Raw genomic sequence first — 26,480 nt, 5'->3', positions numbered from 1 at the left:
TCATTTCTGAAGGTTGAATTTTTATTTTAAGCTATAAAATTAACTATTGAAGACAGATGTTACTTATATAAATGCAATCGCATTTCATGCCCTAATAGGCATGCTTATTTACTTTAATGAAAATCTTGCCAAACTTTATTTTGCGATTGCTTTATTATACTTTCTTGCAAAAATTATTCTAGCACCTAAATCATCAAAAACATATGTTGTATTAACTGCTTGTGCCTATTTTGTTGGTGCTGAAGTATTATTAAGAATGACAAAAGGCTCTATATCCTACGAAGCAGGTAAGTATTTGGTGATAGTATTTGTGATAATGGGAATGTTTTATAAAGGAATTTCTGGTAGAGCTTATCCTTATTTTTTATACTTATTGTTGCTGGTACCGTCAATATTTGTAGCATCCACTACATTAAGTTTTGATGCAAATTTTAGAACAAATATTGCTTTCGTGCTTAGTGGACCAGTTTGCTTAGGTGCAGCGGCTTTATTTTGCTATGATAAAAAGGTGAGTGTAGAGCAAATCAATAAAATATTATTGTATATGTTGCTACCTATAATATCACACACGATTTATATATTTTTCTATAACCCAAGTGTAAAAGATGTATTGTCTGGAACGGGATCAAATAGATCGGCTTCTGGTGGCTGGGGACCAAATCAGGTTTCTACTATTTTAGGTTTAGGTATGTTTATTTTAGTAGTGCGGTTGTTTACAAAGTCACCAGCTTTAGGGTTTAAAATTTTAAATATTGCTTTATTCTCAGCAATAACTTACAGAGCTGTAGTGACTTTTAGTCGTGGTGGAGTAATTACAGCTGTAATAGCCATTCTCGCATTTCTAATATTGTATTATTTAAGAGTATCCCGAAAAAAAAGAAATGAGATAATAATACTATTTGCAGTATTTTCTTTTGCATTTAGCGCGACTTGGATATTTAGTTCTAATCAAACAGATGGTTTTATAAATTTGAGATATACCAATAGAGATCATTTAGGACGTGAAAAATCAGATGTAACTACTGGAAGAGGAGAACTTTTTATGGGAGAATTAGCTGGGTTTATTTCTAATCCTTTTTTTGGAATTGGTTCTAGTCGTGCCAAAGATCAGCGTATAGAAATAGATGGTCAAGGTTTGACATCTCATAGTGAAGTGAGTAGAACTTTAGCAGAGCATGGAATTTTAGGTATAATAATATTACTCATTTTAATACTCAAGCCCTTAGATTTGAGAGCAAGAAATAATAAGAATTATTTTTTCTATGCATTTTTATGTTTTTGGTTTGCTACGATTAATCATTCCTCTATGCGTTTGGCGGTTCCGGCTTTTATATATGCCTTAGCTCTTTTAAATATCACTTATGAAAAAAATCCTATACATAGGAAACAACTTAAACAATAAAACATCAAATTTATCTGGGATTCAAACTCTAGGTCCTTTGCTCGAAAATGAAGGATTGGTACTTCACTATGCATCTTCAAAACTTAATAAAGTTTTAAGGTTGATAGATATGATTTGGACATGCTTAAAATTGTCTAGCAAGATGGATGTGGTTCTGATTGATACTTATAGCACTCAAAATTTTTATTATGCATTTGTTATTAGTCAAATATGCAGGCAGCTAAATTTAGACTATATACCTATCTTACATGGAGGTAACTTACCAGAACGATTGAAGAAAAGTCCAAAAATGTGTAGGATGATTTTTTTAAATTCAAAATGTAACGTTTCACCATCCAAATATTTGAAGATTGCATTTGAAAATCATGGATTTGACAATGTTGTCCATATTCCCAATACTTTAGAAATTAGAAACTACCCTTTTTTCAATAGAGAATTTGATATACCTAAGTTATTATGGGTACGCTCATTTTCTAAAATCTATAATCCTAAATTAGCAGTGAAAGTTTTAAGTGCTTTAAAAAAAGTATATCCAGAGGTGCAATTATGTATGGTTGGGCCAGATAGTGATGGGACATTAAAAGAGGTAAAACAATTAGCTAAAGACTTAAACTTAAATGTAAAGTTCACAGGTAAACTAAGTAAAAAAAAATGGATAGAACTATCGGAAGAATATAATATATTCATTAACACAACAAATTTTGATAATGCACCAGTAAGTGTAATTGAAGCTATGGCTTTAGGTTTGCCTGTTGTTTCTACTAATGTTGGAGGCATGCCTTATTTAATCGAAAATGATGTTGATGGAATACTAGTTGCACCTAATCATGTCGAAAACATGAGTTCTACTGTTGTATCAGTAATTGAGAACTCAAATAAAAGAAATACATTGATAAAAAATGCTAGAGAAAAAGTGTTAGAATTTGACTGGAACGATGTAAAATCACTTTGGTTTAATGCATTAAGCACTAATAAAGGTGAAAGTTTATCTTAACTTATTATATTTATCAATAATTTGAATAAATGACTAAAAAGAAAGGCATACATTTTGAAATATCTGAACGTAAGATTCTCTTACGCATCTTTGATATTTTATTTGTTTTTGCTGGACTTTATCTTATTGAATTGTTTTTAGGGTTTGATTATTTAATAATCAATAAAGAAAATATCGTAGCACTATTTGTATTAGTTTTATACATTTCTATTTTTGGAACTATTTTTGAAATCTACGATCTTCAAAAATCTGATAAACTTGATGTTACATTTAAAAACATTGTAATTACAGCCTCAACAACTGTTTTGTTTTATTTGTTAACGCCATTCTTTACACCATTCTTACCAGAAAACAGATTGAAAATTATTTACTTTTTTATGATTATAGTTGTCATGTTATTTTTATGGCGATTGGCTTATACTACTTTAATTTCTTCTCCAAGGTTTTATAAAAAAGTGCTCTTGGTAGGCGAGATTTCTAATATTGAGAACATTGTTAAACCTTTAAATGAAACCGATCCAAACTACAAAATAATTGGCTTTATTAATTGTGAAAAAGAAACTGAGAACCCCATTAAGTTTAAAGGCCTAAAAGAATTTCAGCCTAATGAGCTCATGGATGTTATACATAAACATAAAATCTCAGAAATTCTAGTTGCCAGTTATGACTCAGAAACTATAACTGCAGAGATATATCATGATTTAATTAATTTATTAGAACATGGTTTTACAATTAGAGAGTATACTCAAGTCTATGAAGAAATAACATATCGTGTGCCTATACAGTTTGTAGGAAAGGATTTCTATAAATATTTTCCATTTAGTAGAAGTAATCAAAATACATTGTATTTGTTTTTTCATAGAACATTTGATATTCTGTTCTCTATTATTGGGTTGTTAATTGGTGTTCTATTGTTGCCTGTTATTTTATTAGGTAATTTTATTGCGAACAAAGGGCCATTGTTTTATTCACAAGAACGTGTTGGTAAAAATGGAAGTATTTTTCAGATTATGAAATTGCGAAGTATGATTGTAAATGCTGAAAGTGATAGAGCAATATGGGCACAGAAAAATGATGTAAGAATAACAACTTTTGGAAAGTTTTTACGTCGTTCTCGATTAGATGAAATCCCACAATTTATTAATGTATTGAAAGGTGAAATGAGTATTATAGGACCTAGACCTGAGCGCCCATTTTTTGTTAATGAATTGTCTAGAATTATACCATTTTATGAAACGAGGCATATTATTAATCCAGGACTTACAGGTTGGGCTCAAGTTAAAACGAGATATGGATCTTCAGTTGATGACAGTTTAACTAAGTTGCAATACGATTTGTATTATATTAAGCGTAGAAGTATTTTCTTAGATTTGAATATCGTAGTAAAAACCTTAAGTACCATATTGTATTATAGAGGGCAATAACTGATTCTTCCTTTAATTATTTAAAGCGTTTGCCTTTTCTTTCTATAAAACCCAATCAGGAATACAAACAGCATAATGAAAATTGAAATTCTTGCAATATAATCTCCTGCAATAACATAAAATGTGAGTTTATCATTGGTGATAAGCTGTCCTGATAAGGCTCCTTTTTGATCGTAAGCTATTCGACTAGTAATATCTCCTCTAGCATTTATGATTGCAGAAATCCCAGTATTAGCACTTCTTGCAATATCTCTTCTTGTCTCTATAGCTCTCAAGCGAGCGAGACTTAAATGTTGTTTATGTCCTTGCGTATCATTCCACCAGGCATCATTTGTGATAATTGCCAAAAAGTTAGCCTCGTTTCTAACATAGCCTGTTACAAATTCTCCATAAACAGATTCATAACAAATGATAGGTGCAGCCTTAAATTTATTATTAGAAGAAGTCAATACACCTCTGTAATCTTGGGTGGTTTTCATTGCAACCGTTCCACCAAGATCAATCATAGCATCTCCAATGAGAGGTTTTAAAACATGTTGATATGGAAAGTTTTCAATTCCTACAACTAGTTTTGATTTATTATAATATTGTACACTATCACTTGAATTAATGAGAATAGCAGAATTATAATCGTCATACCAAGTAGTGGCATTATATTGATTGGTTTCAGAACGCACTTTTGATTCATCTCTTATGACGTCTATAAAAGACATTCCAGTAAGTAAATTTATATTTGGGTATTTATTCACGTATTGATCCAATGTATTCTTTAAAAGTGATCTTTCGAACTGTCGTAGTTTAACACTTTGTGCAAATACAGTTTCAGGCGCCAAAATAAAGTCTGTTGAATCGGTAATCTTTGTATTTGATAATTCAGTAAAAATTTCTGCCATTTTTAAATTAGACATATCATACTTTTCCGAGTATGGATCTATATTTGGCTGAAGAACTATTACATTAACAGTATCGCCTTCATGACTGTAATTAGCATAGATGACTGTGGAAATTCCAATAGGAATTAAAACAAAGGCAGCGAATTTTAAAACAAATGGTTTTATAAGAGCTTTTGATTGTTCTTTTTGAAATCTCAGAACAGTTTTAAAGACAAATACATTTAAAAGTAACACCCAAAGCGTACCTCCAAACGTACCAGTATATTCATACCATTGTATCCAAGTGATATATTCTGAAAACCCGTTTCCTAAATTGAGCCAAGGCCATGAAAATTCCCACCCTAAATGCAATTTTTCAAAACTGATCCAGAGTGTCACTAAAAAAAGTAATGACCTGTTTAAAGATGAGCGTTTAGCGAGTTTATGATAAATCAAAAGCAACATTGCCATCAAAGCCGAATTTACAAATACGGCAAATGCGGCACCAAAAGGACTAGCGTAAATTAACCAACTAGTGGTTAAAGCATTCCATATAAAAAAAGAAAGATAAGAGAGACCGAAAACTTTAAGTCCTTTGCGTTTGACATCAGAATGTCTTATGTTGTGTTCAAGCAGAAGTAAAGGAACAAAGGCAAAAAACAGCAACAATGGAAAACCATAGGTTGGCCATCCTAAAACAAATAAAAATCCTGAGGCTAATGCGAGTAAGAGTTGCTTCACTATCTAAAGATACTAAAATCGAGCTTTAAAGAAAATACATTACTATATAATGCAACACTTTGGTCACCTATATCTGTAAATGCATAATCTACATAAATCCCTCTGTATTTAAAGCCTAAACCCAAACTAGGTTGGAATGTGAGACTTTCAGAGTTATCCAATTGTAACTCATTTTGGAAATTTCCAATTCCAGCTCTTAAAAACACCAAATCGGTGTATCCAAATTCAAATCCTAAAGCAGGATTAAAACTTGCAAAAGAAGTAGAAATAAGGTCATTATTTTGTTCAAATCTTACATTTAAATCAAAAGAGGCTAACAAAGAGTAATCATAATGAAAGATGTATTTCTTTGACATTCCTATTTGTAACTTCGGAATGGTTAACTCAGTACTTTCTGGAACCGTTTGATTCTGACCTTCAATAGCGTTTTGTATAGCTTCAAGTTTGTCATCATCAAAAGACCAAGCATTAAACGTTGTTGTAATATCTCTTGCCATGACACCAAATTTCCAATCGTTATCATTTTCGAATTGGATTCCAACATCTAATCCAAATCCCCAAGAATTGGCAAAGTCGCCAATAATTCGCCTTACAACTTTGGCATTTACGCCATAGCTTAATCCCGGAATTGGTAAATTCCTAGCATAAGAAAACGTTAGAGCATAATCGGCAGTTGAAAATAAACTTACACGATCATAATTAATATTTCCTTGGTCATCTATTAATTGTGTAGTATCTAAAATGTCATCAACACCAAAACGAATTAACGATACTGCAATGGCACTTCTGTCATCTAATGGTTTTGCAAAGGCAAAATAATTGTAGTTGGCAATACTAGCAAAATAACTGGAATGCATAACTGCTAATTGGTTGTCTTCTAGGTGGACTAATCCAGCAGGATTCCAATATCCAGAATTTACATCTGCAGTATGTGAAACTACAGCATTACTCATGCCTAATGCAGCTGCATCAACACCGATATTTAAAAACTCATTTGAGTATTTACGCACGGTTTGAGCAGAGACAATCGTTGTCAATAATGACAGTAGAATGAGTAAGTAATTCTTCAATAGCAAAATTTTTTACAAAGATGCATAATATTTTTCATCTATTAAACTGGAAAATGATGTAGTTATTGCATTCATCTTGTATAAGTCGAAAATAGTTTGCTATTTTTACACAAATCTTATGCATGTCTATAAAAAAGTACATACCTAATTTTGTAACACTTCTTAATTTGTTCTGCGGAAGTATTGCTGTTTTATTTGCTGTTAACAACGATTTTGTAGCAACTGCATTGTTTGTTTTTCTAGGAATTTTCTTTGATTTCTTTGATGGTTTATTGGCCAGAAAACTTAATGTGCAAAGTGAATTAGGGGTTCAGCTTGATTCTTTAGCAGATATGATCACAAGTGGATTGGTGCCAGGAATAGTAATGTTTAAATTGATTTCAATTAGTATAGATGCTCCTGAAGTTGCACTTAAACAAGGATGGAGTTCTGATTTTCAATTTTCAACAGTGTATATCGCGCCATTAGCGCTTATAGGTTTATGTATTACACTAGCTTCTGCATATCGCTTGGCTAAATTTAATATTGATGAAGATCAACAAAGCTATTTTAAAGGGCTACCAACACCTGCAAATACGTTGCTTATTATTTCATTGCCGTTAATTATGGAATTTCAAAACAATGAGATTTTCAATTCGCTTATTTTGAATCAATGGTTTTTAATAGGGTTGACTGTTGTGAGTTGTTATTTATTGAATTCTAATATTAAATTGTTTGCCTTAAAATATAAAAATTTTAGTTTTTCAGATAATAAGTTTAGATACACGTTAATTGTTTTGAGTATGCTGCTATTGATACTTTTTCATTTTATAGCAATCCCCTTAATTATTATTCTTTACATCGTACTTTCGGTAATTAAAAATGCAACAACTAAATAATCTATTTTTATGTTAGAAATTATTTTCACACTATTAATGCTTGTTTTACTTCAAGCAGTTTTGGGATTTGATAATCTACTTTATATTTCTTTAGAATCGAAAAAAGCGCCTTTATCTGATCAAAAGCGTGTTAGAAAAATAGGTATTTTAATTGCCATAGTTTTAAGAATTGTGTTGTTATTTGTACTAGTTTCAATTATTGATTTTTTTCAAGAACCTTTCACTTGGTTAACAGGTGAACTAGGAGAAATATTGCATTTTGCTTTTAATGGACATAGCCTAATTGTATTGGCAGGTGGCTCTTTTATTATTTATACGGCTATAAAAGAAATATGGCATATGATTGGTAAGAGCGATTTAAGTGAGGAGGTCGATGGAGATCACAAAAGCAGAAAGTCCTCAAACGCAGTCATTACCAGCATTGTTATAATGAATTTAGTGTTTTCATTCGATTCTATTTTGGCAGCAATTGGTTTAACAAGTGACATCGCAAATTCAACTACAGCTTTTATAGTTATGGCTATTGCTATTGTTGCAAGTGGACTATTAATGTTACTATTGGCTGATAGGATATCAACATTCTTGGCGAAAAATAGGATGTACGAAGTACTGGGTTTATTTATTCTTTTTATAGTTGGAATTATGTTGGTGACCGAAGGTGGACATTTAGCACATTTGAGAATATTTGGAAATGAAATTGTACCAATGAGTAAAACGACCTTCTATTTTGTAATTGCGATTTTAGTTGTTGTGGATATTGTACAAGGACGCTATCAAAAGAAATTAATTGCTGAACAAGGTAAATCAAAGTAATTATTGAGCTTAGAAATGCAATTTCTTTTTACGCAATTCAAAATTCTGACCTAAATACACTTTACGTACCATCTCATCATTAGCTAACTCTTCAGGTTTGCCAGCTTTAAGAATACTTCCTTCAAACATCAAGTAAGTTCGGTCTGTAATTGCTAAAGTTTCTTGAACGTTATGATCAGTTATTAAAATACCAATATTCTTTTTGGTCAGTTGCGCAATAATGCGTTGAATATCTTCTACAGCAACAGGATCAACACCAGCAAAGGGTTCATCTAATAAAATAAAATCTGGATCAGTAGCTAATGCTCTGGCAATTTCGGTACGACGACGTTCACCACCAGATAATAAATCTCCTCTACTTTTACGAATATGTTCTAAACTGAATTCATCAATTAAAGATTCCATTTTATCTACCTGCTCTTTTTTGCTAAGCTTGGTCATTTGTAAAACACTCAAGATATTATCTTCAATACTTAGTTTTCTAAATACAGATGCTTCTTGTGCCAAGTATCCAATTCCGTTTTGAGCACGTTTGTACATTGGAAAGTTTGTGATTTCAGTATCATCAAGATAGATATTGCCTCCATTAGGTTTTATAAGACCAACAATCATGTAGAATGATGTCGTTTTACCAGCGCCATTAGGTCCAAGTAGTCCAACAATCTCACCTTGATTGACTTCCAGCGAGACATCTTTAACGACTTTTCGTCCGCTATAGGATTTCATTAAATTATCAGCTCTTAATTTTTTCATGATGGCTAAAATAGTAAATTAACAAGAACTTACTTTTTCTTTATTATAAGTTTAACGCTCAGTTTCTAATGCATCCCAATACTCGTAAGCACGTCTTAAATGCGGAATAATAATGGTGCCTCCAACTAAAGTTGCAATACCTAAAGCTTCAACAACTTCTTCTTTACTAAGACCTTGTTTGTGACTTGCTTCTAAATGATATTTAATACAATCATCACATCTTAAAACGGTAGACGCAACTAAGCCTAATAATTCTTTCGTTTTTTTATCCAAAGCACCTTCTGCGAACGCATTGGTATCCAGATTAAAAATACGTTTAATGATTTTATTATTATCTGCTAAAATGGCATCATTCATTTTAGAACGATAGGCATTAAATTCAGAAACTAAATCAGACATCGGCTTTTTTTATTTTATTTAGGTTTCTTACTACAACTTTTGATATGTAAATACTCACTTGATATAATATTAAAATTGGAATAGCAACAATAACCTGACTCGCTAAATCTGGAGGTGTAATTATTGCTGAAAGTACTAAGACGATTACCAATGCAAATTTTCTGTATTTTTTCATGATCTCTGGTGTGACCAATCCAATTTTAGTTAAAAAATAAATAATGATTGGTAATTGAAATACAAGACCTGATGCTAAACTTGACGAACGTATTATTGAAATATATGAACTAATATCAAACTCATTTGAAATTTCAGTACTTACACTGTAATTTGCTAAAAAGTTAATCGATAATGGTGTAACTATATAATAACCAAATAGGACGCCTAAGAAGAATAAAAATGTGGTCATGAATATAAATCCTTTCGAATATTTACGCTCTGTACTGCGCAATCCTGGACTAATAAAACTCCATAACTGATAAATGACATAAGGAAATGCAAGTATAAATCCGGCAAATATAGAGGTCCAAATATCTGCGGAAAACTGACCAGCCATAGTTCTACTCTGAACCTTAAAAGGAAACTCAGTAGCACAAAATGTTGCGTCATTTATTCCTATAAACTGTGATACTTGGCATAACCATTTATAGGTAGGGAAGTCCATGCGTTTAGGCGCAAAAATAATGTGTTCGAAAACGAAACCACTAAAAATAAATGCAACCGTAGCACAAATTAAAATAGAAAGTGTGATTCGTATTAAATGCCATCTTAGCTCTTCAATGTGATCCAAAAAAGACATTTCATTGGTGTTTTTTTTCCCCATTATATTAAGCCTTCTTTAATTAAGTCATGAATATGAATTACGCCAGCATATTCTCCATCTTTTTCAACCAGTAGTTGTGAAATCCCATGTTCTTCCATAAGTTCCATCGCATCAATCGCCATTGCATCTTCATCTATTCGTTTTGGGTTGCTACCCATAATATCTTTAGCGCTTAAGTGAATAAAATCGTCACTTTTTGTTAGCATACGTCTTAAATCTCCATCAGTAATAATACCTGCAATTTTATTATTGTCAACAACTGCAGTTACACCGAGCATTTTTTCCGAAATTTCAACAATAACGTCTTTGGCTGAAGTGTTTAATTCTACTTTAGGTTTTTCATTAACAGATGATAAATCACTTACACGCAAATATAAGCGTTTTCCTAATGCTCCACCAGGATGATACTTTGCAAAATCCTGACTTGAAAACCCACGAAGTTCTAATAGACAAACGGCTAATGCGTCTCCCATGACCAATTGTGCAGTTGTACTTGTTGTTGGTGCCAAATTATTCGGACAAGCTTCTTGCGCTACGTACGTATTTAGAATATAATCTGACTGAATTGCTAAAAATGATTTGTCATTACCTGTAATGGCTACCATTTTATTTTTAGCATTTTTAATCAGAGGCACTAAGACTTTTATTTCAGGTGTATTTCCACTTTTTGAAATACAAATCACAACATCATCTTCTAAAATCAGACCTAAATCGCCATGAATGGCATCTGCAGCATGCATAAATACAGCTGGAGTTCCAGTAGAATTAAGAGTCGCTACGATTTTATTAGCGATAATTGCACTTTTACCAATTCCGGTAATAATGACACGACCTTTAGAGTTGTATATTAATGAGACCGTATTAGCAAAGTCGTCAGTCAGTAAATGACTTAGATTCGCTATGGCATCACGTTCTAAATCTATAGTTTTTCTAGCGGTTTCTAGGATAGATTGTATACTGTTCAAAATTATTTTTTTTTGAGTTTGATGGGTTTAAAGAAATTGTTATCTTTAGTCTTATGCAAATGTATCAAAAATACTAATAGGGATTAATGAGTACAAAAGAAATTGATATACATTCTGCACTTAAACAATACTTTGGTTTTACAAAATTTAAGGGACTTCAAGAGAGTGTCATTAAAAGTGTTGTTGCTGGTGAGGATGTATTCGTTATAATGCCAACAGGAGGAGGAAAGTCAATGTGTTACCAACTTCCAGCGTTAATAAAAGAAGGTACAGCAATAATTGTATCTCCACTAATTGCTTTAATGAAAAACCAAGTTGACGCTATCAGAGGGGTTTCTGATGAAGAAGGCGTCGCCCATGTTTTAAACTCATCGCTAAATAAAACAGAAGTCAAACGCGTTAAAGAAGATATCACTAATGGTATCACTAAATTGCTTTACGTAGCACCTGAATCACTTACCAAAGAGGAACATGTCGAGTTTTTAAGAACTGTGAAGATAACATTTATGGCAGTTGACGAAGCCCATTGTATTAGTGAATGGGGTCATGACTTTAGGCCAGAATACAGAAATCTCAGACATATTATTAAACGTATTGGAGACAATATTCCTATTATAGGATTAACAGCAACCGCTACTCCAAAAGTTCAAGAGGATATTCTAAAGAGTTTAGATATAACTCAAGCTACTACATTTAAAGCGTCTTTTAATAGACCTAATTTGTATTATGAAATACGTCCGAAAACTAAGAATGTAGACGCAGATATCATTCGATTTGTTAAACAAAACGAAGGGAAATCTGGAATTGTTTACTGTTTAAGTCGAAAACGTGTTGAAGAATTAGCACAAGTACTTCAAGTTAATGGCGTAAAAGCAGTGCCATATCATGCAGGTTTAGATCCAAAAACGAGAGTGAGGCATCAAGATATGTTTCTTATGGAAGATGCAGATGTTGTTGTCGCAACCATTGCTTTTGGTATGGGGATTGACAAACCTGATGTGCGTTTCGTAATTCACCATGATATGCCTAAAAGTATTGAAAGTTATTATCAGGAAACTGGTAGAGCTGGACGTGATGGAGGTGAAGGACATTGTTTAGCATACTATGCATATAAGGATATAGAGAAACTAGAGAAATTTATGTCTGGAAAGCCTGTTGCTGAACAGGAAATCGGACAAGCATTACTTCAAGAAGTTGTTGCTTTTGCTGAAAGCTCAGTGTCTAGACGAAAATTTATATTGCATTATTTTGGAGAAGAGTTTGATAATGAAACTGGTGATGGAGGAGAGATGGATGATAATGTTCGTAATCCTAAGAAACAGCACGAAGCTAAAGGTGAGGTCGTAACATTGTTAGAAACAGTTGAAAAAACTAAAGAGAAGTATAAGTCTAAGGATTTGGTCAATGTTTTAATAGGAGCACCAAATGCTTTAATTTCTTCCCATAAAACCGATGCTCAACCTTTCTTTGGAATAGGGAAACAGCGAGATAAACGCTATTGGATGGCTCTAATTCGTCAAGTATTAGTAGCTGGATTCTTAAAAAAAGATATTGAAACTTATGGTGTACTGCGTATGCCACAAGCTGGTCACGATTTTATAAAGTCACCAAAATCATTCATGATGACTGAAGATCATGTATTTGACGATTCGTCTGATGATGGTATTATTACTGCAGCAAAAGGAGGAGGAGGAGTTGCCGATGAGAAATTAATGAGAATGCTAAAAGACCTCAGAAAAGCTAACGCCAAAGATTTAGGTGTTCCGCCTTTTGTGATTTTTCAAGATCCTTCGTTAGAAGATATGGCCTTAAAATACCCGATTACTATTGAAGAGTTAAGTCATGTTCATGGTGTTGGTGACGGTAAAGCTAAAAAATATGGTAAAGATTTTATTGAGTTAATTTCTACCTACGTTGATGAGAATGACATTATGAGACCTGACGACTTTGTTGTAAAAAGCACAGGTTCAAATTCTGCTATAAAGTTATATATCATTCAAAATGTGGATAGAAAGTTGCGCTTAGATGATATCGCATCTTCAAAAGGAATGAGTATGGCTGATTTTACAAAAGAAATGGAAGCCATTGTTTTTTCTGGAACCAAGCTCAATATAAACTATTGGATAGATGAAATTTTAGATGAAGATCAGCAAGAAGAAATTCATGAGTATTTTATGGAATCTGAAACTGATAAAATTTCTGATGCCATTGAAGAATTTGAAGGCGATTATGAAGAAGAAGAACTTCGTTTGTATCGTATTAAGTTTATGAGCGAGGTCGCTAATTGATTTATTAATCTATCACTCTTTATGTTTCTACTTATTAAGCCTTTTTCCTGAAGACTTATAATGGTCCCATATTCAACATTTTAAAATAAAAAACGGAGATTTATATAAAAATAATACTTAAAGTAAGGAATCCTAACTATATTTGTATCGCAATAATGCAAAAATTTTTAAATATAGTAAAATGAGTAAGTCAATTTTTTATCACGCAGGATGTTCAGTTTGTGTAAGTGCAGAACATGACATCGTTAACCTCATAGGTTCTGAAAATGTTGAAATCGTTAATATTGGAGAAAATCGATCTAGAATTCAGGAAGCCGAAAATGCTGGAGTAGAATCTGTTCCTGCTTTGGTTACACCTAATGGAAATACATTGCACATCAATTTTGGAGCTTCAATGGCAGATGTCAAGGGGTAATTTTAAATCACATAGTTAGGATTCCTAAATAAAATATCAACTATTATAAATCAAACAATTATGAAATCAATAATATCAATAATTACTATAGTCTTATTTTCTAGTATAACATTCAATTCTAGTGCTCAAGTAAGTGAATACAACAATGATGACTTCAATATTATAGAAGTAAATGTTACACATCAAAAAGATTTGGGTATTACCATTTGGGAAATTTCTGTAAAAGGTAAAGCAGCACATACGATTCCAATGAAAGTAGGTCAATTAGATGGAGCTCCAGTATTAGGGTACGTGTTTCCAACAACTTTAAAGCCAACTGATGTAGGTTTTAGTCAAACGGAAGGCATAGTAACATTAGCCTTAACATCTCATCCAGATTTTGACGATACACCATTGTGGGATGAGAATAGCGATCGTATTTTTAATAATGATGGTGTTGTATGGCATCCACATTGGGTTGTTTTACATGAAGATAAAAGAGTTGCCGGCGGACTTTCAGTAAAGCAATTTAAAAAAGCAGATAATACTATTGTTTTGCCACCAACTAATCCAGGAATGCCAATGTATATGGACTCACCAGGATATCCTGTGATTGCAAACATGAATACCATTAAAGTTATAGTGCCAGATTATAGAATCAATAATAGAACCGATTTTAAGTATGATGGTGTTACAGCATTTTTGAAAGTTAATACTAGTAATATTGAACTGCCAATGCTTGGTGTTTATGAAGTGTTTAGTGTAGCTAGTGGAGATTTATCGATTCCATATTCAGTAAAACAATAAGTTTATGGAAGTTGCAGTTTGGGACACTTATGTCCAAAGAAAAGATGGGAAAACAATGCATTTTGATGTGCTAGTTCCTAGTGATTTTAACAATGAAGAACAGATTTTGGGTTACGGAAACTCTTATTTATCAAATAAGAACTTTGAAACTTTAAAACTCACTACAGAACTATGCAATTTTTGTCATATAGAAACCGCTCCAAAATCTGTGATTGATGATATTTCAAAAAAAGGATATTCTATAATTGAAATGGAAAATTGTAATTAATTTAATTAGGATGACTAACTTTGCCTGTCGAACTAAATTCGGCAGGCTTTTTATATTATGGATAATAGTGTTTTTAATCCCAATCAACAGGAGGAAGATCTTTCTAGTAAAATTGTTTCAGGTCTTGAGCGTGTTTCTGAAGTGTTTAAAGTTTTACTTTGGGAAAAGGCAAAACAAGTTGGTTTAAGTCCGATCCAAATACAGATCTTAATTTTTGTAACCTATCATAATGAGGAGTTATGTAATGTGAGTCATTTGGCTAAAGAATTTAATGTGACAAAGCCCACAATTAGTGATGCCGTAAAAATTCTTGATAAGAAACAATTAATTCTCAAAGATTACTCTTCGAGTGATAGTAGAAGTTATAGTATTCATTTATCTCAATTAGGAAAGCAAATAGTTTCAGAAACTTATGATTTTGCAAATCCTTTAAAGCATCAAGTCGATAAATTTAAACAAACAGAACTTGAAGATATTTTCAAAACGCTAAGTGAATTGATTTATAAACTAAATCAAAATGGTACTCTAACTGTACAGCGAACATGCTTTGGTTGTAAGTACTACCAAAAGCATGATAATTCGGATTTTTGTGGACTACTGGAAAAAGAATTAATGAATAAAGATATCAGGTTAGATTGTCCAGAGTATATAGAAAAGAGTTGAGTTTATTCCTCTTCCTCAGTACTCAATTCATAAATTGAAAACGTTATTTTTTCGTTTTTACAAGTCAATACAAACTGCTTTAAAGTTGAACGATCTATTTTTGCAGCATCTGCTTCTTCAATTTGAAAATCTATTTTAGAAATACTTCTATTTGAAACATTAGAATGGTCAGATTCTAATTCAACCATATCTGAGTCTAATAAGAAATCAAAATCATTACCAACTACTTTAAGTTGCGCGCCTTTTACTGTTTTTATATGAAACGATCCAACAATAACTGTTTGAAAAAAATAATAACCGCCTAGTTCGTTAAGTCCAGCATAAAGAACATTAGAATCAGAAATACCTAAAGGATCATTGTCTATTTCTGTAATAATAGCTTCAGTATGATCATCAACATGAAGTTTTTCCATTGCTTTCGGATTTCCAAAGGCTGCCTTTAATTTGGTAATAAAATTCATTCTGTAATTATTTTGGACAAAGCTAAATGAATTAAATTCAAAACCAAAATCAGTCATAATCAACACAGTCAAACTATTACATTTCAAATTGTAATTCTAGCTTCGCACTTCTAACTTAGTTTCTTATCTTTGCACCTCAATTAAAATAAAACAAGATGCAAGACGGTTTATACGCAAAATTTAATACAACAAAAGGTGAGATTTTGGTCGCTTTAGAATTTGAAAAAGCACCAGGAACAGTAGGTAATTTCGTTGCTTTGGCTGAAGGTAATTTAGAAAATTCTGCTAAGCCTCAAGGAAATCCTTATTATGACGGATTGAAATTCCATAGAGTAATACCAGATTTTATGATTCAAGGTGGTTGTCCTCAAGGAGCAGGTACTGGAAATCCAGGTTATAAGTTTGACGATGAGTTTCATCCAGATTTAAAGCATGATGCACCAGGCGTATTGTCTATGGCAAATGCTGGACCAGGAACAAACGGAAGTCAGTTTTTCATAACTCACATCGAAACTCCATGGTTAGATAATAATCATACAGTTTTTGGGAAAGTTCAAGAAGGACAAGATGTTGTAGATGCAATTTCACAAGATGATGCTATCGAAACGTTAGAGATTATAAGAGTTGGTGCCGCTGCAGAAAGCTTTAAAGCTGTTGAAGCATTTAGAACCTTTGAAGGCTCAAGAGAAAAGCAAGTAGCTGCTGAACGAGAAGCTGCTAGTGCTGAATTAGATAAATTAGCTGCTGGTTTTGAAGAAACTAAAAGTGGATTACGTTACCAAATCATTCAAAAAGGTGATGGTAAAGCTGCCGAATCTGGTAAAACAGTTTCTGTACATTATAAAGGTCAATTAGCTGACGGAACTGTGTTTGATTCGTCTTACAAAAGAAACGCACCATTAGATTTTCAAGTTGGTGTTGGTCAGGTTATTGCTGGTTGGGACGAAGGAATTTGCTTATTAAATGTTGGTGATAAAGCACGTTTAGTAATTCCTAGTGATTTAGGTTATGGTGCTGCAGGAGCAGGAGGAGTTATTCCACCAGATGCAACTCTAGTATTTGACGTAGAATTAATGGATGTAAAATAACATTCAGTTTTAAATATAAAAAAGCACCTTTTAAGGTGCTTTTTTTATGTCATAAATTTAATGAAGTCTATCGTAAAACTAATTTGTAGATAGCATCTTTTCCTAAAGATTCGTTAAGCATTTTAATGATTTTTTCCTTACCATAACTTAGCTCTTCTCGTAACACACTAGAACTTAATTGTACATATAATGTATCTCGTTCCAATACTATATTGGTTGTGTAGTTGTTTACACCATTACCCATCATTTTTGTCCATGCGTCTCTAACATTAACTTTATCTAAGCCAGTTTGGAGATTATTAGCATCAACAAATTCTTTTAAAATGTCACTAATAGGTAGATTCTCATTATTACGTCTTGCCATATCAATTTCTATTAAACCTTACTCTAAATTAAAAGGCTCATACCTTCTATAAAGGTACATATCTTTATTGGTATTTATGATTAGTAATTGATTTTTATTGGCATTTAAAACGGTTTCTTTCCAATTTGCATAAGGTGTAGAATACATAAGATGTAAACTGTCATTTTCTATTTTGACATCTATACGTTCTTTGTCAGTAGAAGTTTCATAAGTACCAGATAAATTAGGTTTTAATTTGGTTCTGAACCCCGTTAAACTATCTGTGATTTCAATGTAATCCACAGTGTCATTATAAGTGAATGTTTTCTTTGAGCCATTAGATAACGTGACTTCTTCAATCTCCCAATACCCATTAAGGTGTGGAATAAATGTATTTGGATCTTTAGAACAACTTAGTACAACAAAAGCAAATACGACTAAATATACTTTTTTTAGATTCATACCTATAGTTTGAAAATTTTATACGATTGATGAATTTGCTTGACTACATTTTCCGTACGCTCAGCATGTGTATCACTAATAAACAATTGTCCGAAATCCTCATTGTCAACCAAACCAATAATTTGCGCCACACGTTGTTCATCTAATTTATCAAAAATATCATCCAAAAGCAATAAAGGAGTTACACCACTTTGTTGCTTTACAAAATCAAATTGTGCTAATTTTAATGCAATTAAGAATGATTTTTGTTGACCTTGGCTACCAAATTTCTTAATAGGATGTGTTTCAATTTCAAAACTCAAATCATCTTTGTGTATGCCTACACTAGTATATTGTATGGCTTTATCTTTATTAATTCGTTTCAATAGGAGTGAATTTAAATCGTCCTCATACAAATCACTTTTATAAATAAGATTTACAGATTCATTTTTATTGCTGATAGCGTCATAACGTTGTTTGAAAATTGGAATAAAAGCTTCTAGAAACTCATGTCTCGTTTTAAATATTTCAGAGCCATATGCATGTAATTGCTCATTATACACTTCTAAAGTTTGTTGGTTAAAAGTGTTGTTAAGTGCAAAATATTTTAGCAGCGCATTACGTTGAGATAACACTTTATTATAGTTAATTAAATTGTTGAGGTAAGATTTGTCACTTTGTGAAATAACACTGTCAATAAACTTGCGTCGAGTGTCGCTTCCTTCAATAATTAGATCACGATCTGTAGGAGAAATGATAACTAATGGAATAAAACCGATATGATCACTAAATTTTTCATAGGCTTTTCCGTTGCGTTTAATCATTTTTTTTTGTCCACGTTTTAGTGAAACTATAATTTTTTCTGTGCGCTCATTCTTATCAAATATACCATCCACAACAAAAAATTCAGCATCATGTTTTATGTTTTGAGTGGCAACAGGATTAAAATAACTTTTCCCTAAAGACAGGTGGTATATGGCGTCAAGCACATTTGTTTTACCAACACCATTGAAGCCAACAAAGCAATTTATCTTATTGTCAAACTCGAAATCTTGGCTTTCAAAATTCTTGTAATTGACCAGACTGAGGGTTTTTAAAATCATAAAACAGACAGGAATATTCGTGTTTAGGTTTTGTTCATAGTAAGAAGAAGTAAAAATAACAAATAAATTACCTTTTAAATCCCAATAAAAATTTTATTTTTGCGGGCACAAATATAGAATTATGGCAACTTATAAGAAAAGAGGTTACAAACCAAAAACAAAAGCTGAGAAAGTTGAGGCTATCGAAGAAAACTCAACAACTGCTGAAGTTTTTAATACCTTAGATGAAGGTGCTTCAAAAGCTGAAGACTTTGCTATTAAGAATCAGAAGAATATTTTTATTTTAATTGGTCTTGCTGCTGTTGTAGTATTAGGATACTTAGGATACAATAAGTTTATTGCTGAACCAAAAGGGAATGAAGCTATGAATGAAATGTTCACTGCTCAAAAATACTTTGAAGAAGCTGTAGCTGGAACCGCTAAGGATTCTTTATATAATTTAGCTCTAAATGGTGGTGATGGAAAATATGGTATGCTAGATATCGTTACTGAATATGGTAGCACTCCAGCAGGAAATCTTGCTAATTATTATGCAGGTATGTCATATTTAAATCTTAAAGACTACACAAATGCAGTGAAGCATTTAAGTGATTTTAAAACAGACGATGCTGTTTTAGGACCTGTTGCAAAAGGAGGAATTGGCGATGCATTCGTTCAGTTAAACCAACCAGAAGATGCCTTAGGGTATTATGAAAAAGCAATTACTAGTTCTACAAATGACTATACAACACCAATGTATTTGTTTAAAGCAGCAAATGTTGCTTTAGGATTAGGACAAGCTGAAAAAGCATTAGGTTATTTCAAAAGAATAAAAGAAGAATTTTCAAGCTCTACTGAAGCTACTAGTATTGATGTATTTATAGGAAGAGCAGAAGCAAAGAACTAAAATGGCAACTGCAAACCATAACTTATCAAATTATAATAAAGACATAATCCCAAACGCGAAAGACTTTCGGTTTGGGATTGTTGTTTCAGAATGGAACGATACTGTAACTGACGGGCTTTATAAAGGTGCATTAGATGCTTTATTAGACTGTGGCGCACTTTCAGAGAATATAATTAAATGGGATGTGCCAGGGAGTTTTGAGTTGATTTATGGCTCAAAAAAGATGATCACTCAAAATGTTGATGTGGTAATTGCTATTGGTTGTGTGATTCAAGGGGAAACGAAACACTTCGATTTTGTTTGTGATGGTGTGACTCAAGGCATCAAAGAATTAAATCTTACCACGAATACACCTACTATTTTTTGTGTGTTAACCGATAATAACATGCAACAATCTTTAGATCGCTCTGGAGGTAAACATGGTAATAAAGGTACAGAAGCAGCAATAGCTGCAATTAAAATGGCAGACTTAAACTTAAAGTAGTTTTTAATTTACTTGATTTTGACTTTCTTAGACTCTTCAGTTGTTGTTAACAATTTTTAGGATTTCAACACCTATATTTCCTTGTAAATTCAGTACTTTTGGAATATAACATCTATTAGGTTTTGTAGTGAACTTATTTCAACAACGCAAAAATAAACACTTCAGTTATACGCCTAGACATCTAAGAGATTCCGAGAGCAATTCAGATGATAACATCAAGTCGCAGTGGGAAACGGTTAGAAATCAAGGTAAAAACAGAAGTAAATCCTCGAATAAATTAGTAGTATTATTAATTGGTTTAGGAATGATAATTGCTGTTTGGTATATTTTAACTCACTACGAAATATCATAATTATGGGAATTCTAAACACACGCAAGAATAAAAAGTATAGTTACACACCTCGTTTTTACAAAGGTGATGGCAATCCTTATGAGCTTAAACATAAGTTTGATGAGTATCGCGTTACTGCTGGAAATGATAAAGGTATTAAGACTAAGCTTAATAACGCTATAGACGATTATAAATACAATCACGATAGATCTGGTGCAAATAGACGCATCATGATAATTATTGGTGTTTTAGTTTTAGTATTCTTGTTTATTATAGATTTTGATCTCTCTATTTTCTTTTCAGATCGCTAATGGCAGACATAATTCAACTTTTACCAGATCATGTTGCTAATCAAATTGCAGCAGGCGAAGTCGTACAGCGTCCAGCTTCAGTAGTTAAAGAATTACTTGAAAATGCTATTGATGCCGAATCCACAAACATTAAACTCATCGTTAAAGATGCAGGGAAAACGTTAATTCAAATTATTGACGATGGTAAAGGAATGAGTGTCACTGATGCTCGATTAAGTTTTGAACGTCATGCGACTTCAAAAATTCGAACTGCTGAAGATTTATTCAGTTTAAATACTAAAGGGTTTCGTGGTGAAGCCTTAGCTAGTATTGCTGCAATTGCACATGTAGAATTAAAAACTAAGCAGGAACAAGATGAGCTTGGTACTCAAATTGAAATTGAGGGTAGCGAAGTAAAAACTCAAGATGTTGTGGTGACTCCAAAAGGGACTTCATTAGCTGTAAAACACTTGTTTTTCAATATACCTGCAAGACGTAATTTTTTAAAGTCGAATAATGTAGAGTTGAGACATATTGTAGATGAGTTTCATCGTGTAGCATTGGCACATCCAGACATCGCTTTTGTAATGTTTCATAACGGAAGTGAAAGTTTTAATCTTCCAAAGAGTAACTACAGACAACGTATTGTGAATATTTTTGGAGGAAAAACCAAAGAGAAGCTAGTTCCTGTTGAAGAAGAAACAGAGGTTTTAAAAATATCTGGCTTTGTTGGTAAACCTGAGTTTGCTAGAAAAACAAGAACCGAACAGTTCTTTTTTGTAAATAATCGTTTCATTAAAAGTGCTTATCTCAATCATGCAATAAACGCTGCGTTTGAAGGCTTATTGAAAGATGGAGGACATCCAAGCTATTTTCTAAATCTAACGGTTGATCCAAAAACAATAGATATTAATATTCATCCTACTAAAACTGAAATTAAGTTTGATGATGAACATACGTTATATGCGATTATACGTTCGTCTGTAAAACATAGCTTAGGGCAGTTTAATATTGCTCCAGTTTTAGACTTTGATCGTGACAAAAACCTTGATACGCCCTACAATTACGAAGGAAAAAGAGTGTCTAATCCTTCAGTTGAAGTTGATAGATCATTTAATCCGTTTCAAGAGGAAAAGTCGCCAAGCAAATCTGGTAGTTTTTCAACGCCATATAAAAAAGAACCAGCGTCACAATGGGAAAGTTTATACGTAGGATTAGAAAGCAAAGGCACAAAAACAACTCAAGAGTTTAGTGAAATTCAGTTAGAAAGTGAACCAGGAAACGAACCACTATTTAATGAGAATTCTATAGAGGTTAAACAAACTACATACCAGTTACACAATAAATATATTATAAGTACGATTAAATCTGGTATACTAATTATTGACCAACAACGAGCACATCAGCGTGTGCTGTATGAAGGTTTGTTAAAGCATACAACAGTTAAAGAAGCCGTAAGTCAGCAGTTGTTATTTCCTTTGCAATTGCAATTTTCATCTTCAGAGATGGAGCTTTTACAGCAGTTAAAAGAAGATTTAGAACATACAGGTTTTGTGTTTTCTAAATTTGAAGGAGGTATAATTGAAATTACAGGAGTTCCTGTAAATGTGCCTGAAAGTGAGGTGTCTATTATTTTAGAACAACTTATTAGTGATGTTGAACAAGAAGTGCCAGATAGTAATTTTAGTTCAACAGATTTACTAGCGAAGTCATTATCTAAAAGTTTAGCCATTAAAACTGGGCAATCTCTAACAAACATGGAACAGGAGCATTTGTTAAATAGTTTGTTTGCATGCAAGGAACCTTCGGTTTCACCAACCAATAGAACTACATTTATTACAATGAATGTAGATGATTTTGATAAAAAATTTATGTAATTAATTTATGATAAAAGGCATCACAAATACAGTAAAACACTTAATTATTATCAATGTGGTAATGTTTATAGGAACATTATTTGTTGGGAATGGAAATTTATTTTATGAGTGGTTTGCATTATATTTCCCAAAGAGTGAAATGTTCCAGCCATGGCAAATTATTACACACATGTTTATGCATGGAGGTGCCAATTTGCAAAACTTAAGTATTACACACCTTTTGTTTAATATGTTTGCCTTATGGATGTTTGGTTCTGCAGTTGAAACACAATTGGGTAGTAAGAAATTCTTATTCATTTATATGTCTGCAGGATTTGGAGCTGTTTTATTTCAATTAGGATATTACTATTTTAATTATGTGCCAACTTTTTCTGAATTGCAAGCTTCAGGTCTGTCTACGGACACTATTAATGAAATTATGAATACTGGAACATGGAATTTCCGTACTACAGATTTACAAGAAGCACAGTTGAATACATTATATCCAATTTATAACGCATCCATGGTTGGAGCTTCTGGCTGTATCATGGGAATTTTAGCAGCTTTCGGAATGATGAACCCTGAAGCCAAACTCATGCTGATTTTCTTGCCTATTCCAATAAAGGCTAAGTACTTTATTCCTGGAATTATTCTTTTAGATGTTATTTCGGCAGTAACAGGTCAGTCGTTCTTTAGTCCGAGTAATACAGCTTATATGGCTCACGTTGGTGGCGCATTAACCGGGTTTATTATCATGTGGTATTGGAAAAAAAATCAGTTCAATCAAAACCGTTGGGATAGATGAGCTCGTTAACATACGATATAAAAGACAAGCTAAAACACCTTAATGTTTTCGAAAAGATCATTGCTGTAAATATTATGGTCTTTTTTTTAGGCTGGTTGATTAAAGCTATTCAGAAAATCCCAAGAGAAAAAACATTGACTTGGTTTGAACTTCCTAAAGATTTCTATGATTTTATTCTAAAACCTTGGTCTATTTTTACCTATGGATTTACGCATTATGATTTTTTTCATTTGCTATTTAATTTGGTGATACTATATTTTGTGTCACGCAGTATGGTGAATTTATTCCCGTCAAAGCAATCATTAAATATTTACTTTTTGGGTATTTTATCTGGAGGATTTTTATATCTATTGGTCTATAACCTTATTCCAGAATCAATGTCTTTAAGGGTTGGTCCTTTAGTTGGAGCTTCTGCAGGAGTAAATGCTTTATTGATTTTTTTATGTGCTTATATGCCTAACCGTGAAACTAGATTTTTTGCAATTAAAATTAAGCTATGGCATATTGGATTGGCTATTATAGTTATTGATTTTGTTGGCCTTTTCGGAATAAATCAAGGTGGTAAAGTAGCACATTTTGGAGGAAGTATTCTTGGATACCTTTATGCCACGCAATTACTAAAAGGAACAGATATAGGAATCGGTTTTGGACGCTTTACGGATAGTATTGTTAACCTATTTAAACCAAAATCTACGCTAAAAACAGTTCACAAAAACAAAAAGAAACCATTCGCAGGTCATAATAAAAACTCATTTAATGAGTTTAATAATCAAAAAAAAATTGACCTTATCCTTGATAAGATAAGCAAGAGTGGTTATGAAAGCCTAACCTCAGAGGAAAAGGCATTTTTATTTAATGCAGGTAAGGATTAATGATTTTTAAATGAAGAATCTTAAAGGTTTTGACAAATTGATATTTGTCGTCAATTCATTGATGGCATTTGCCTTGTTATTATCTTACGTATTGCCTTATATGGCGCCAAAGCAATTTGCTTTTCTATCCGTATTAAGTTTGACTGTACCAGCTTTAATTATCGTCAATATTTTGTTTGCTGTGTATTGGTTGCTAAAGGTTAAACGTCAACTTATTCTGTCGCTGTTAGTACTTGTTATTGGCTATAATCATGTGTTTTCACTGTACAAGTTTTCTTCTTCGAAAAATGTAGATGATAGTCAGAATATTTCAATAATGAATTATAATGTGCGTTTGTTTAATGCTTTTGATTGGATAAAAGACGCGAATGTAAAGCGAGATATTTCAAACTTTATTGCTGAAAAACAACCAGATATACTATGCATACAAGAGTATAGACCTGATGATAAAGTAAATCTTAAAGGGTATTATAAATATGAACAGTTATCTGGAAAGAAGGTAAAAAACGGACAGGCGATTTTTACAAAGTTTCCAATTATTAAATCGGGTTCTATAGAATTTCCAGAAACTTCTAATAATGCCATCTATGCTGATGTTGTTAAAGGGATAGATACTATTCGTATTTACAATGTGCATTTACAATCTTTAGGTATTGATCCAACCGTTGAAAAATTAGCGAATGAGGATTCTGAAAATTTATTTAAGCGTGTGAGTACCACCTTTAAGTTGCAACAATTTCAAACTGAACTCTTTTTGAAACATAAAAAGCAGTGTTCTTACAAAATGATTATTTGTGGAGACTTTAATAATACTGCTTATTCTTATGTATATAAAGAAATAAAAGGAAATCTTAAAGATGCATTTAAAGAAGCTGGAAATGGTTTCGGACGTACATTCGACTTTAAGTTTTTTCCAGTTAGAATTGATTTTGTACTTGTTGATGAAAACTTTGAAGTGAATTCATTTAAAACATACGACGTTAAATTATCTGACCATTATCCGGTTATGGCCAAGGTGAAATTGCAAAACTAATTTGCTACATCATCCAGCAATCAGTTGCATCTGCAAGGATGTGAATTAAAAAGCCTATCCCTAAAATTCTTGTTTTTTTAAAAATAGATAAAAGTACATAAACACCAATAGCATAGTAGGAGTGAAGTGGATGAAAATTTATACTACAGCGACTAGGATCAAATACAGGTATGGCTAAAAGGTGATCTAAATCTATTAACATTGTGCTTAGCATTATGACAAGCGCAAATTTCCATTGTTTTTTAAAAAACAGAACCGCTATAACTAAGGGCAATAGAAAATGAATTCCGTAATGAACAAACGATTGAGTCATTACAGGTTTAGCTTTTGAGATTCTAGATAAATAATTGAATTTGGTCCTTCGTTAAAGAGTAAATCCAAAATGCTCAAATTCTTTAGAAAACCATGTTTGTCGTCAAATACTTGTGCGTAAGATTCTAAGGTCTGTTCTATTTCTTTTCTGCTGTTGGCTAAAGAACGTGCATCGAGTAGGTTTTTAGGTTCTTTTTCAAAAACCTGAGTTGTTTTATATTCAAATGGCAGCTGTAGACAGTCAAAAACAACTTTTAAGCACCTAAAGTTGAAGTCCATAATATTAGTCGCTTCAATTTCAAATAATGGCTTTAAATCATCAATATAAAACTCAAAAAAAGGAGACGCGCTATATGCGGATTCTAAAGACTTGAAATGTAAATCTTGCCAATTATCTATATTGGAAATGGCTACATCTCTATAGAGTTGGCGATTTTTTTGGGTATAGTGAACAGGTACATTAAGATCTAAGCTTCCGTTGGCACCATAAATGGTTGTTCTGTTTCTATACGTCTGCTTTTGATAGTTATCACTAATTTCGAAAACAAGACTTTCGGCTTTCATCATCGCTACAAAATGTGCAATACTCGGAAAGTATGTAGGATGTATTAAGACTTTCATTCG

31 protein-coding genes are annotated in these 26,480 nt (G+C 32.4%); 19 read left to right on the top strand and 12 right to left on the bottom strand.

Annotated features, from left to right (window positions below; all coding sequences use genetic code 11):
• Window positions 1–46: 46 nt before the first annotated feature.
• The 3 genes from RH81_RS01290 to RH81_RS01280 are packed head-to-tail and all read left to right on the top strand — an operon-like array spanning window position 47 to window position 3,820.
• Complete coding sequence (locus RH81_RS01290) at window positions 47–1,402, top strand: O-antigen ligase family protein (RefSeq protein WP_033956481.1); 1,356 nt, start codon at window positions 47–49, stop codon at window positions 1,400–1,402.
• On the top strand, window positions 1,362–2,396 hold the full coding sequence (locus RH81_RS01285; protein WP_033956478.1) for a glycosyltransferase family 4 protein: 1,035 nt from the start codon (window positions 1,362–1,364) through the stop codon (window positions 2,394–2,396). The genes RH81_RS01290 and RH81_RS01285 overlap by 41 nt, the downstream gene beginning before the upstream one ends.
• A gap of 29 nt (window positions 2,397–2,425) precedes the next feature.
• Complete coding sequence (locus RH81_RS01280; protein ID WP_033956477.1) at window positions 2,426–3,820, top strand: exopolysaccharide biosynthesis polyprenyl glycosylphosphotransferase; 1,395 nt, start codon at window positions 2,426–2,428, stop codon at window positions 3,818–3,820.
• Window positions 3,821–3,840: 20 nt separating this feature from the next.
• On the opposite strand, the gene lnt is transcribed toward RH81_RS01280, so the two are convergent.
• Complete coding sequence (gene lnt / locus RH81_RS01275) at window positions 3,841–5,433, bottom strand: apolipoprotein N-acyltransferase (RefSeq protein WP_033956476.1); 1,593 nt, start codon at window positions 5,431–5,433, stop codon at window positions 3,841–3,843.
• Window positions 5,433–6,503, bottom strand: coding sequence for a putative type IX sorting system protein PorV2 (locus RH81_RS01270; protein ID WP_033956475.1), 1,071 nt, complete (start codon window positions 6,501–6,503; stop codon window positions 5,433–5,435). The genes lnt and RH81_RS01270 overlap by 1 nt, the downstream gene beginning before the upstream one ends.
• A gap of 122 nt (window positions 6,504–6,625) precedes the next feature.
• Between RH81_RS01270 and RH81_RS01265 the strand changes: the two genes are divergently transcribed.
• Together RH81_RS01265 and RH81_RS01260 are read left to right on the top strand one after the other, a co-directional pair.
• Window positions 6,626–7,381 carry a CDP-alcohol phosphatidyltransferase family protein gene (locus RH81_RS01265; RefSeq protein WP_033956474.1) on the top strand — a complete coding sequence of 252 codons (756 nt, stop codon included), beginning with the start codon at window positions 6,626–6,628 and terminating at the stop codon, window positions 7,379–7,381.
• A 9-nt stretch (window positions 7,382–7,390) separates the two neighbouring features.
• A complete protein-coding gene (locus RH81_RS01260) occupies window positions 7,391–8,194 on the top strand; it encodes a TerC family protein (RefSeq protein ID WP_033956472.1) in 804 nt (267 codons plus the stop codon).
• 9 nt (window positions 8,195–8,203) lie between these two features.
• On the opposite strand, the gene lptB is transcribed toward RH81_RS01260, so the two are convergent.
• The 4 genes from lptB to RH81_RS01240 are packed head-to-tail and all read right to left on the bottom strand — an operon-like array spanning window position 8,204 to window position 11,131.
• Window positions 8,204–8,947: an LPS export ABC transporter ATP-binding protein gene (gene lptB / locus RH81_RS01255; RefSeq protein ID WP_033956471.1), complete on the bottom strand. Its 744-nt coding sequence runs from the start codon at window positions 8,945–8,947 to the stop codon at window positions 8,204–8,206.
• A 51-nt stretch (window positions 8,948–8,998) separates the two neighbouring features.
• Window positions 8,999–9,346: a carboxymuconolactone decarboxylase family protein gene (locus RH81_RS01250; RefSeq protein ID WP_033956470.1), complete on the bottom strand. Its 348-nt coding sequence runs from the start codon at window positions 9,344–9,346 to the stop codon at window positions 8,999–9,001.
• Window positions 9,339–10,166 carry a twin-arginine translocase subunit TatC gene (gene tatC, locus RH81_RS01245; protein WP_033956469.1) on the bottom strand — a complete coding sequence of 276 codons (828 nt, stop codon included), beginning with the start codon at window positions 10,164–10,166 and terminating at the stop codon, window positions 9,339–9,341. The genes RH81_RS01250 and tatC overlap by 8 nt, the downstream gene beginning before the upstream one ends.
• Entirely contained in the window at window positions 10,166–11,131 is a 966-nt protein-coding gene (locus RH81_RS01240; protein WP_033956467.1) for a KpsF/GutQ family sugar-phosphate isomerase, read from the bottom strand. Before RH81_RS01240 ends, tatC begins: the two co-directional genes overlap by 1 nt.
• A gap of 86 nt (window positions 11,132–11,217) precedes the next feature.
• On the opposite strand from RH81_RS01240, the gene RH81_RS01235 reads away from it, so the two are divergent.
• The 5 genes from RH81_RS01235 (at window position 11,218) to RH81_RS01215 (ending at window position 15,551) form a co-directional block, all read left to right on the top strand.
• Complete coding sequence (locus RH81_RS01235; protein WP_033956461.1) at window positions 11,218–13,419, top strand: RecQ family ATP-dependent DNA helicase; 2,202 nt, start codon at window positions 11,218–11,220, stop codon at window positions 13,417–13,419.
• 181 nt (window positions 13,420–13,600) lie between these two features.
• Window positions 13,601–13,834: a hypothetical protein gene (locus RH81_RS01230; protein WP_033956450.1), complete on the top strand. Its 234-nt coding sequence runs from the start codon at window positions 13,601–13,603 to the stop codon at window positions 13,832–13,834.
• 60 nt (window positions 13,835–13,894) lie between these two features.
• Window positions 13,895–14,620: a hypothetical protein gene (locus RH81_RS01225; RefSeq protein WP_033956449.1), complete on the top strand. Its 726-nt coding sequence runs from the start codon at window positions 13,895–13,897 to the stop codon at window positions 14,618–14,620.
• 4 nt (window positions 14,621–14,624) lie between these two features.
• Window positions 14,625–14,888, top strand: coding sequence for a DUF2024 family protein (locus RH81_RS01220; RefSeq protein WP_033956433.1), 264 nt, complete (start codon window positions 14,625–14,627; stop codon window positions 14,886–14,888).
• A gap of 57 nt (window positions 14,889–14,945) precedes the next feature.
• On the top strand, window positions 14,946–15,551 hold the full coding sequence (locus RH81_RS01215; protein ID WP_033956431.1) for a MarR family winged helix-turn-helix transcriptional regulator: 606 nt from the start codon (window positions 14,946–14,948) through the stop codon (window positions 15,549–15,551).
• A 2-nt stretch (window positions 15,552–15,553) separates the two neighbouring features.
• On the opposite strand, the gene RH81_RS01210 is transcribed toward RH81_RS01215, so the two are convergent.
• Complete coding sequence (locus RH81_RS01210; RefSeq protein WP_152604761.1) at window positions 15,554–16,012, bottom strand: hypothetical protein; 459 nt, start codon at window positions 16,010–16,012, stop codon at window positions 15,554–15,556.
• Window positions 16,013–16,167: 155 nt separating this feature from the next.
• Here RH81_RS01210 and RH81_RS01205 point away from each other — a divergent pair, with 155 nt between their 5' ends.
• Window positions 16,168–17,100 (top strand): peptidylprolyl isomerase, encoded by a 933-nt coding sequence (locus RH81_RS01205; protein WP_033956427.1) that lies wholly within the window; start codon window positions 16,168–16,170, stop codon window positions 17,098–17,100.
• Between the two features lie 67 nt (window positions 17,101–17,167).
• On the opposite strand, the gene RH81_RS01200 is transcribed toward RH81_RS01205, so the two are convergent.
• The 3 genes from RH81_RS01200 to recF are packed head-to-tail and all read right to left on the bottom strand — an operon-like array spanning window position 17,168 to window position 18,987.
• Window positions 17,168–17,464 (bottom strand): DciA family protein, encoded by a 297-nt coding sequence (locus tag RH81_RS01200; RefSeq protein WP_033956424.1) that lies wholly within the window; start codon window positions 17,462–17,464, stop codon window positions 17,168–17,170.
• A gap of 18 nt (window positions 17,465–17,482) precedes the next feature.
• Window positions 17,483–17,905: a lipocalin family protein gene (locus tag RH81_RS01195; RefSeq protein ID WP_033956421.1), complete on the bottom strand. Its 423-nt coding sequence runs from the start codon at window positions 17,903–17,905 to the stop codon at window positions 17,483–17,485.
• A 2-nt stretch (window positions 17,906–17,907) separates the two neighbouring features.
• On the bottom strand, window positions 17,908–18,987 hold the full coding sequence (gene recF, locus RH81_RS01190; protein WP_033956420.1) for a DNA replication/repair protein RecF: 1,080 nt from the start codon (window positions 18,985–18,987) through the stop codon (window positions 17,908–17,910).
• Window positions 18,988–19,108: 121 nt separating this feature from the next.
• Here recF and RH81_RS01185 point away from each other — a divergent pair, with 121 nt between their 5' ends.
• From RH81_RS01185 to RH81_RS01155, 8 genes are all read left to right on the top strand, one after another.
• A complete protein-coding gene (locus tag RH81_RS01185) occupies window positions 19,109–19,873 on the top strand; it encodes a tetratricopeptide repeat protein (RefSeq protein WP_033956419.1) in 765 nt (254 codons plus the stop codon).
• Window position 19,874: 1 nt separating this feature from the next.
• Complete coding sequence (gene ribH / locus RH81_RS01180) at window positions 19,875–20,357, top strand: 6,7-dimethyl-8-ribityllumazine synthase (RefSeq protein ID WP_033956418.1); 483 nt, start codon at window positions 19,875–19,877, stop codon at window positions 20,355–20,357.
• Between the two features lie 127 nt (window positions 20,358–20,484).
• Window positions 20,485–20,709: a hypothetical protein gene (locus RH81_RS16870; RefSeq protein ID WP_152604760.1), complete on the top strand. Its 225-nt coding sequence runs from the start codon at window positions 20,485–20,487 to the stop codon at window positions 20,707–20,709.
• Between the two features lie 2 nt (window positions 20,710–20,711).
• Window positions 20,712–20,999: a hypothetical protein gene (locus RH81_RS01175; RefSeq protein ID WP_033956415.1), complete on the top strand. Its 288-nt coding sequence runs from the start codon at window positions 20,712–20,714 to the stop codon at window positions 20,997–20,999.
• Window positions 20,999–22,855, top strand: a complete 1,857-nt coding sequence (gene mutL / locus RH81_RS01170) for a DNA mismatch repair endonuclease MutL (protein ID WP_033956410.1) — start codon at window positions 20,999–21,001, stop codon at window positions 22,853–22,855. The genes RH81_RS01175 and mutL overlap by 1 nt, the downstream gene beginning before the upstream one ends.
• A 7-nt stretch (window positions 22,856–22,862) precedes the next feature.
• Window positions 22,863–23,639: a rhomboid family intramembrane serine protease gene (locus RH81_RS01165; protein WP_033956407.1), complete on the top strand. Its 777-nt coding sequence runs from the start codon at window positions 22,863–22,865 to the stop codon at window positions 23,637–23,639.
• Window positions 23,636–24,511 carry a rhomboid family intramembrane serine protease gene (locus RH81_RS01160; protein ID WP_033956403.1) on the top strand — a complete coding sequence of 292 codons (876 nt, stop codon included), beginning with the start codon at window positions 23,636–23,638 and terminating at the stop codon, window positions 24,509–24,511. Before RH81_RS01165 ends, RH81_RS01160 begins: the two co-directional genes overlap by 4 nt.
• A gap of 10 nt (window positions 24,512–24,521) precedes the next feature.
• On the top strand, window positions 24,522–25,544 hold the full coding sequence (locus tag RH81_RS01155) for an endonuclease/exonuclease/phosphatase family protein (protein ID WP_033956401.1): 1,023 nt from the start codon (window positions 24,522–24,524) through the stop codon (window positions 25,542–25,544).
• A 4-nt stretch (window positions 25,545–25,548) separates the two neighbouring features.
• On the opposite strand, the gene RH81_RS01150 is transcribed toward RH81_RS01155, so the two are convergent.
• Together RH81_RS01150 and RH81_RS01145 are read right to left on the bottom strand one after the other, a co-directional pair.
• Window positions 25,549–25,857: a DUF6122 family protein gene (locus RH81_RS01150; protein ID WP_033956398.1), complete on the bottom strand. Its 309-nt coding sequence runs from the start codon at window positions 25,855–25,857 to the stop codon at window positions 25,549–25,551.
• The gene (locus RH81_RS01145; protein WP_033956395.1) at window positions 25,857–26,477 is read right to left on the bottom strand and encodes a WbqC family protein; all 621 of its coding nucleotides are present in this window, start codon (window positions 26,475–26,477) and stop codon (window positions 25,857–25,859) included. Before RH81_RS01145 ends, RH81_RS01150 begins: the two co-directional genes overlap by 1 nt.
• Between the last annotated feature and the right edge of the window lie 3 nt (window positions 26,478–26,480).

It is taken from the genome of Psychroserpens jangbogonensis, from assembly GCF_000797465.1.
Lineage (GTDB): Bacteria > Bacteroidota > Bacteroidia > Flavobacteriales > Flavobacteriaceae > Psychroserpens > Psychroserpens jangbogonensis.
The sequence above is the reverse complement of the archived record's forward strand: the minus strand, read 5'-3'. Positions and strand labels throughout refer to the sequence as shown.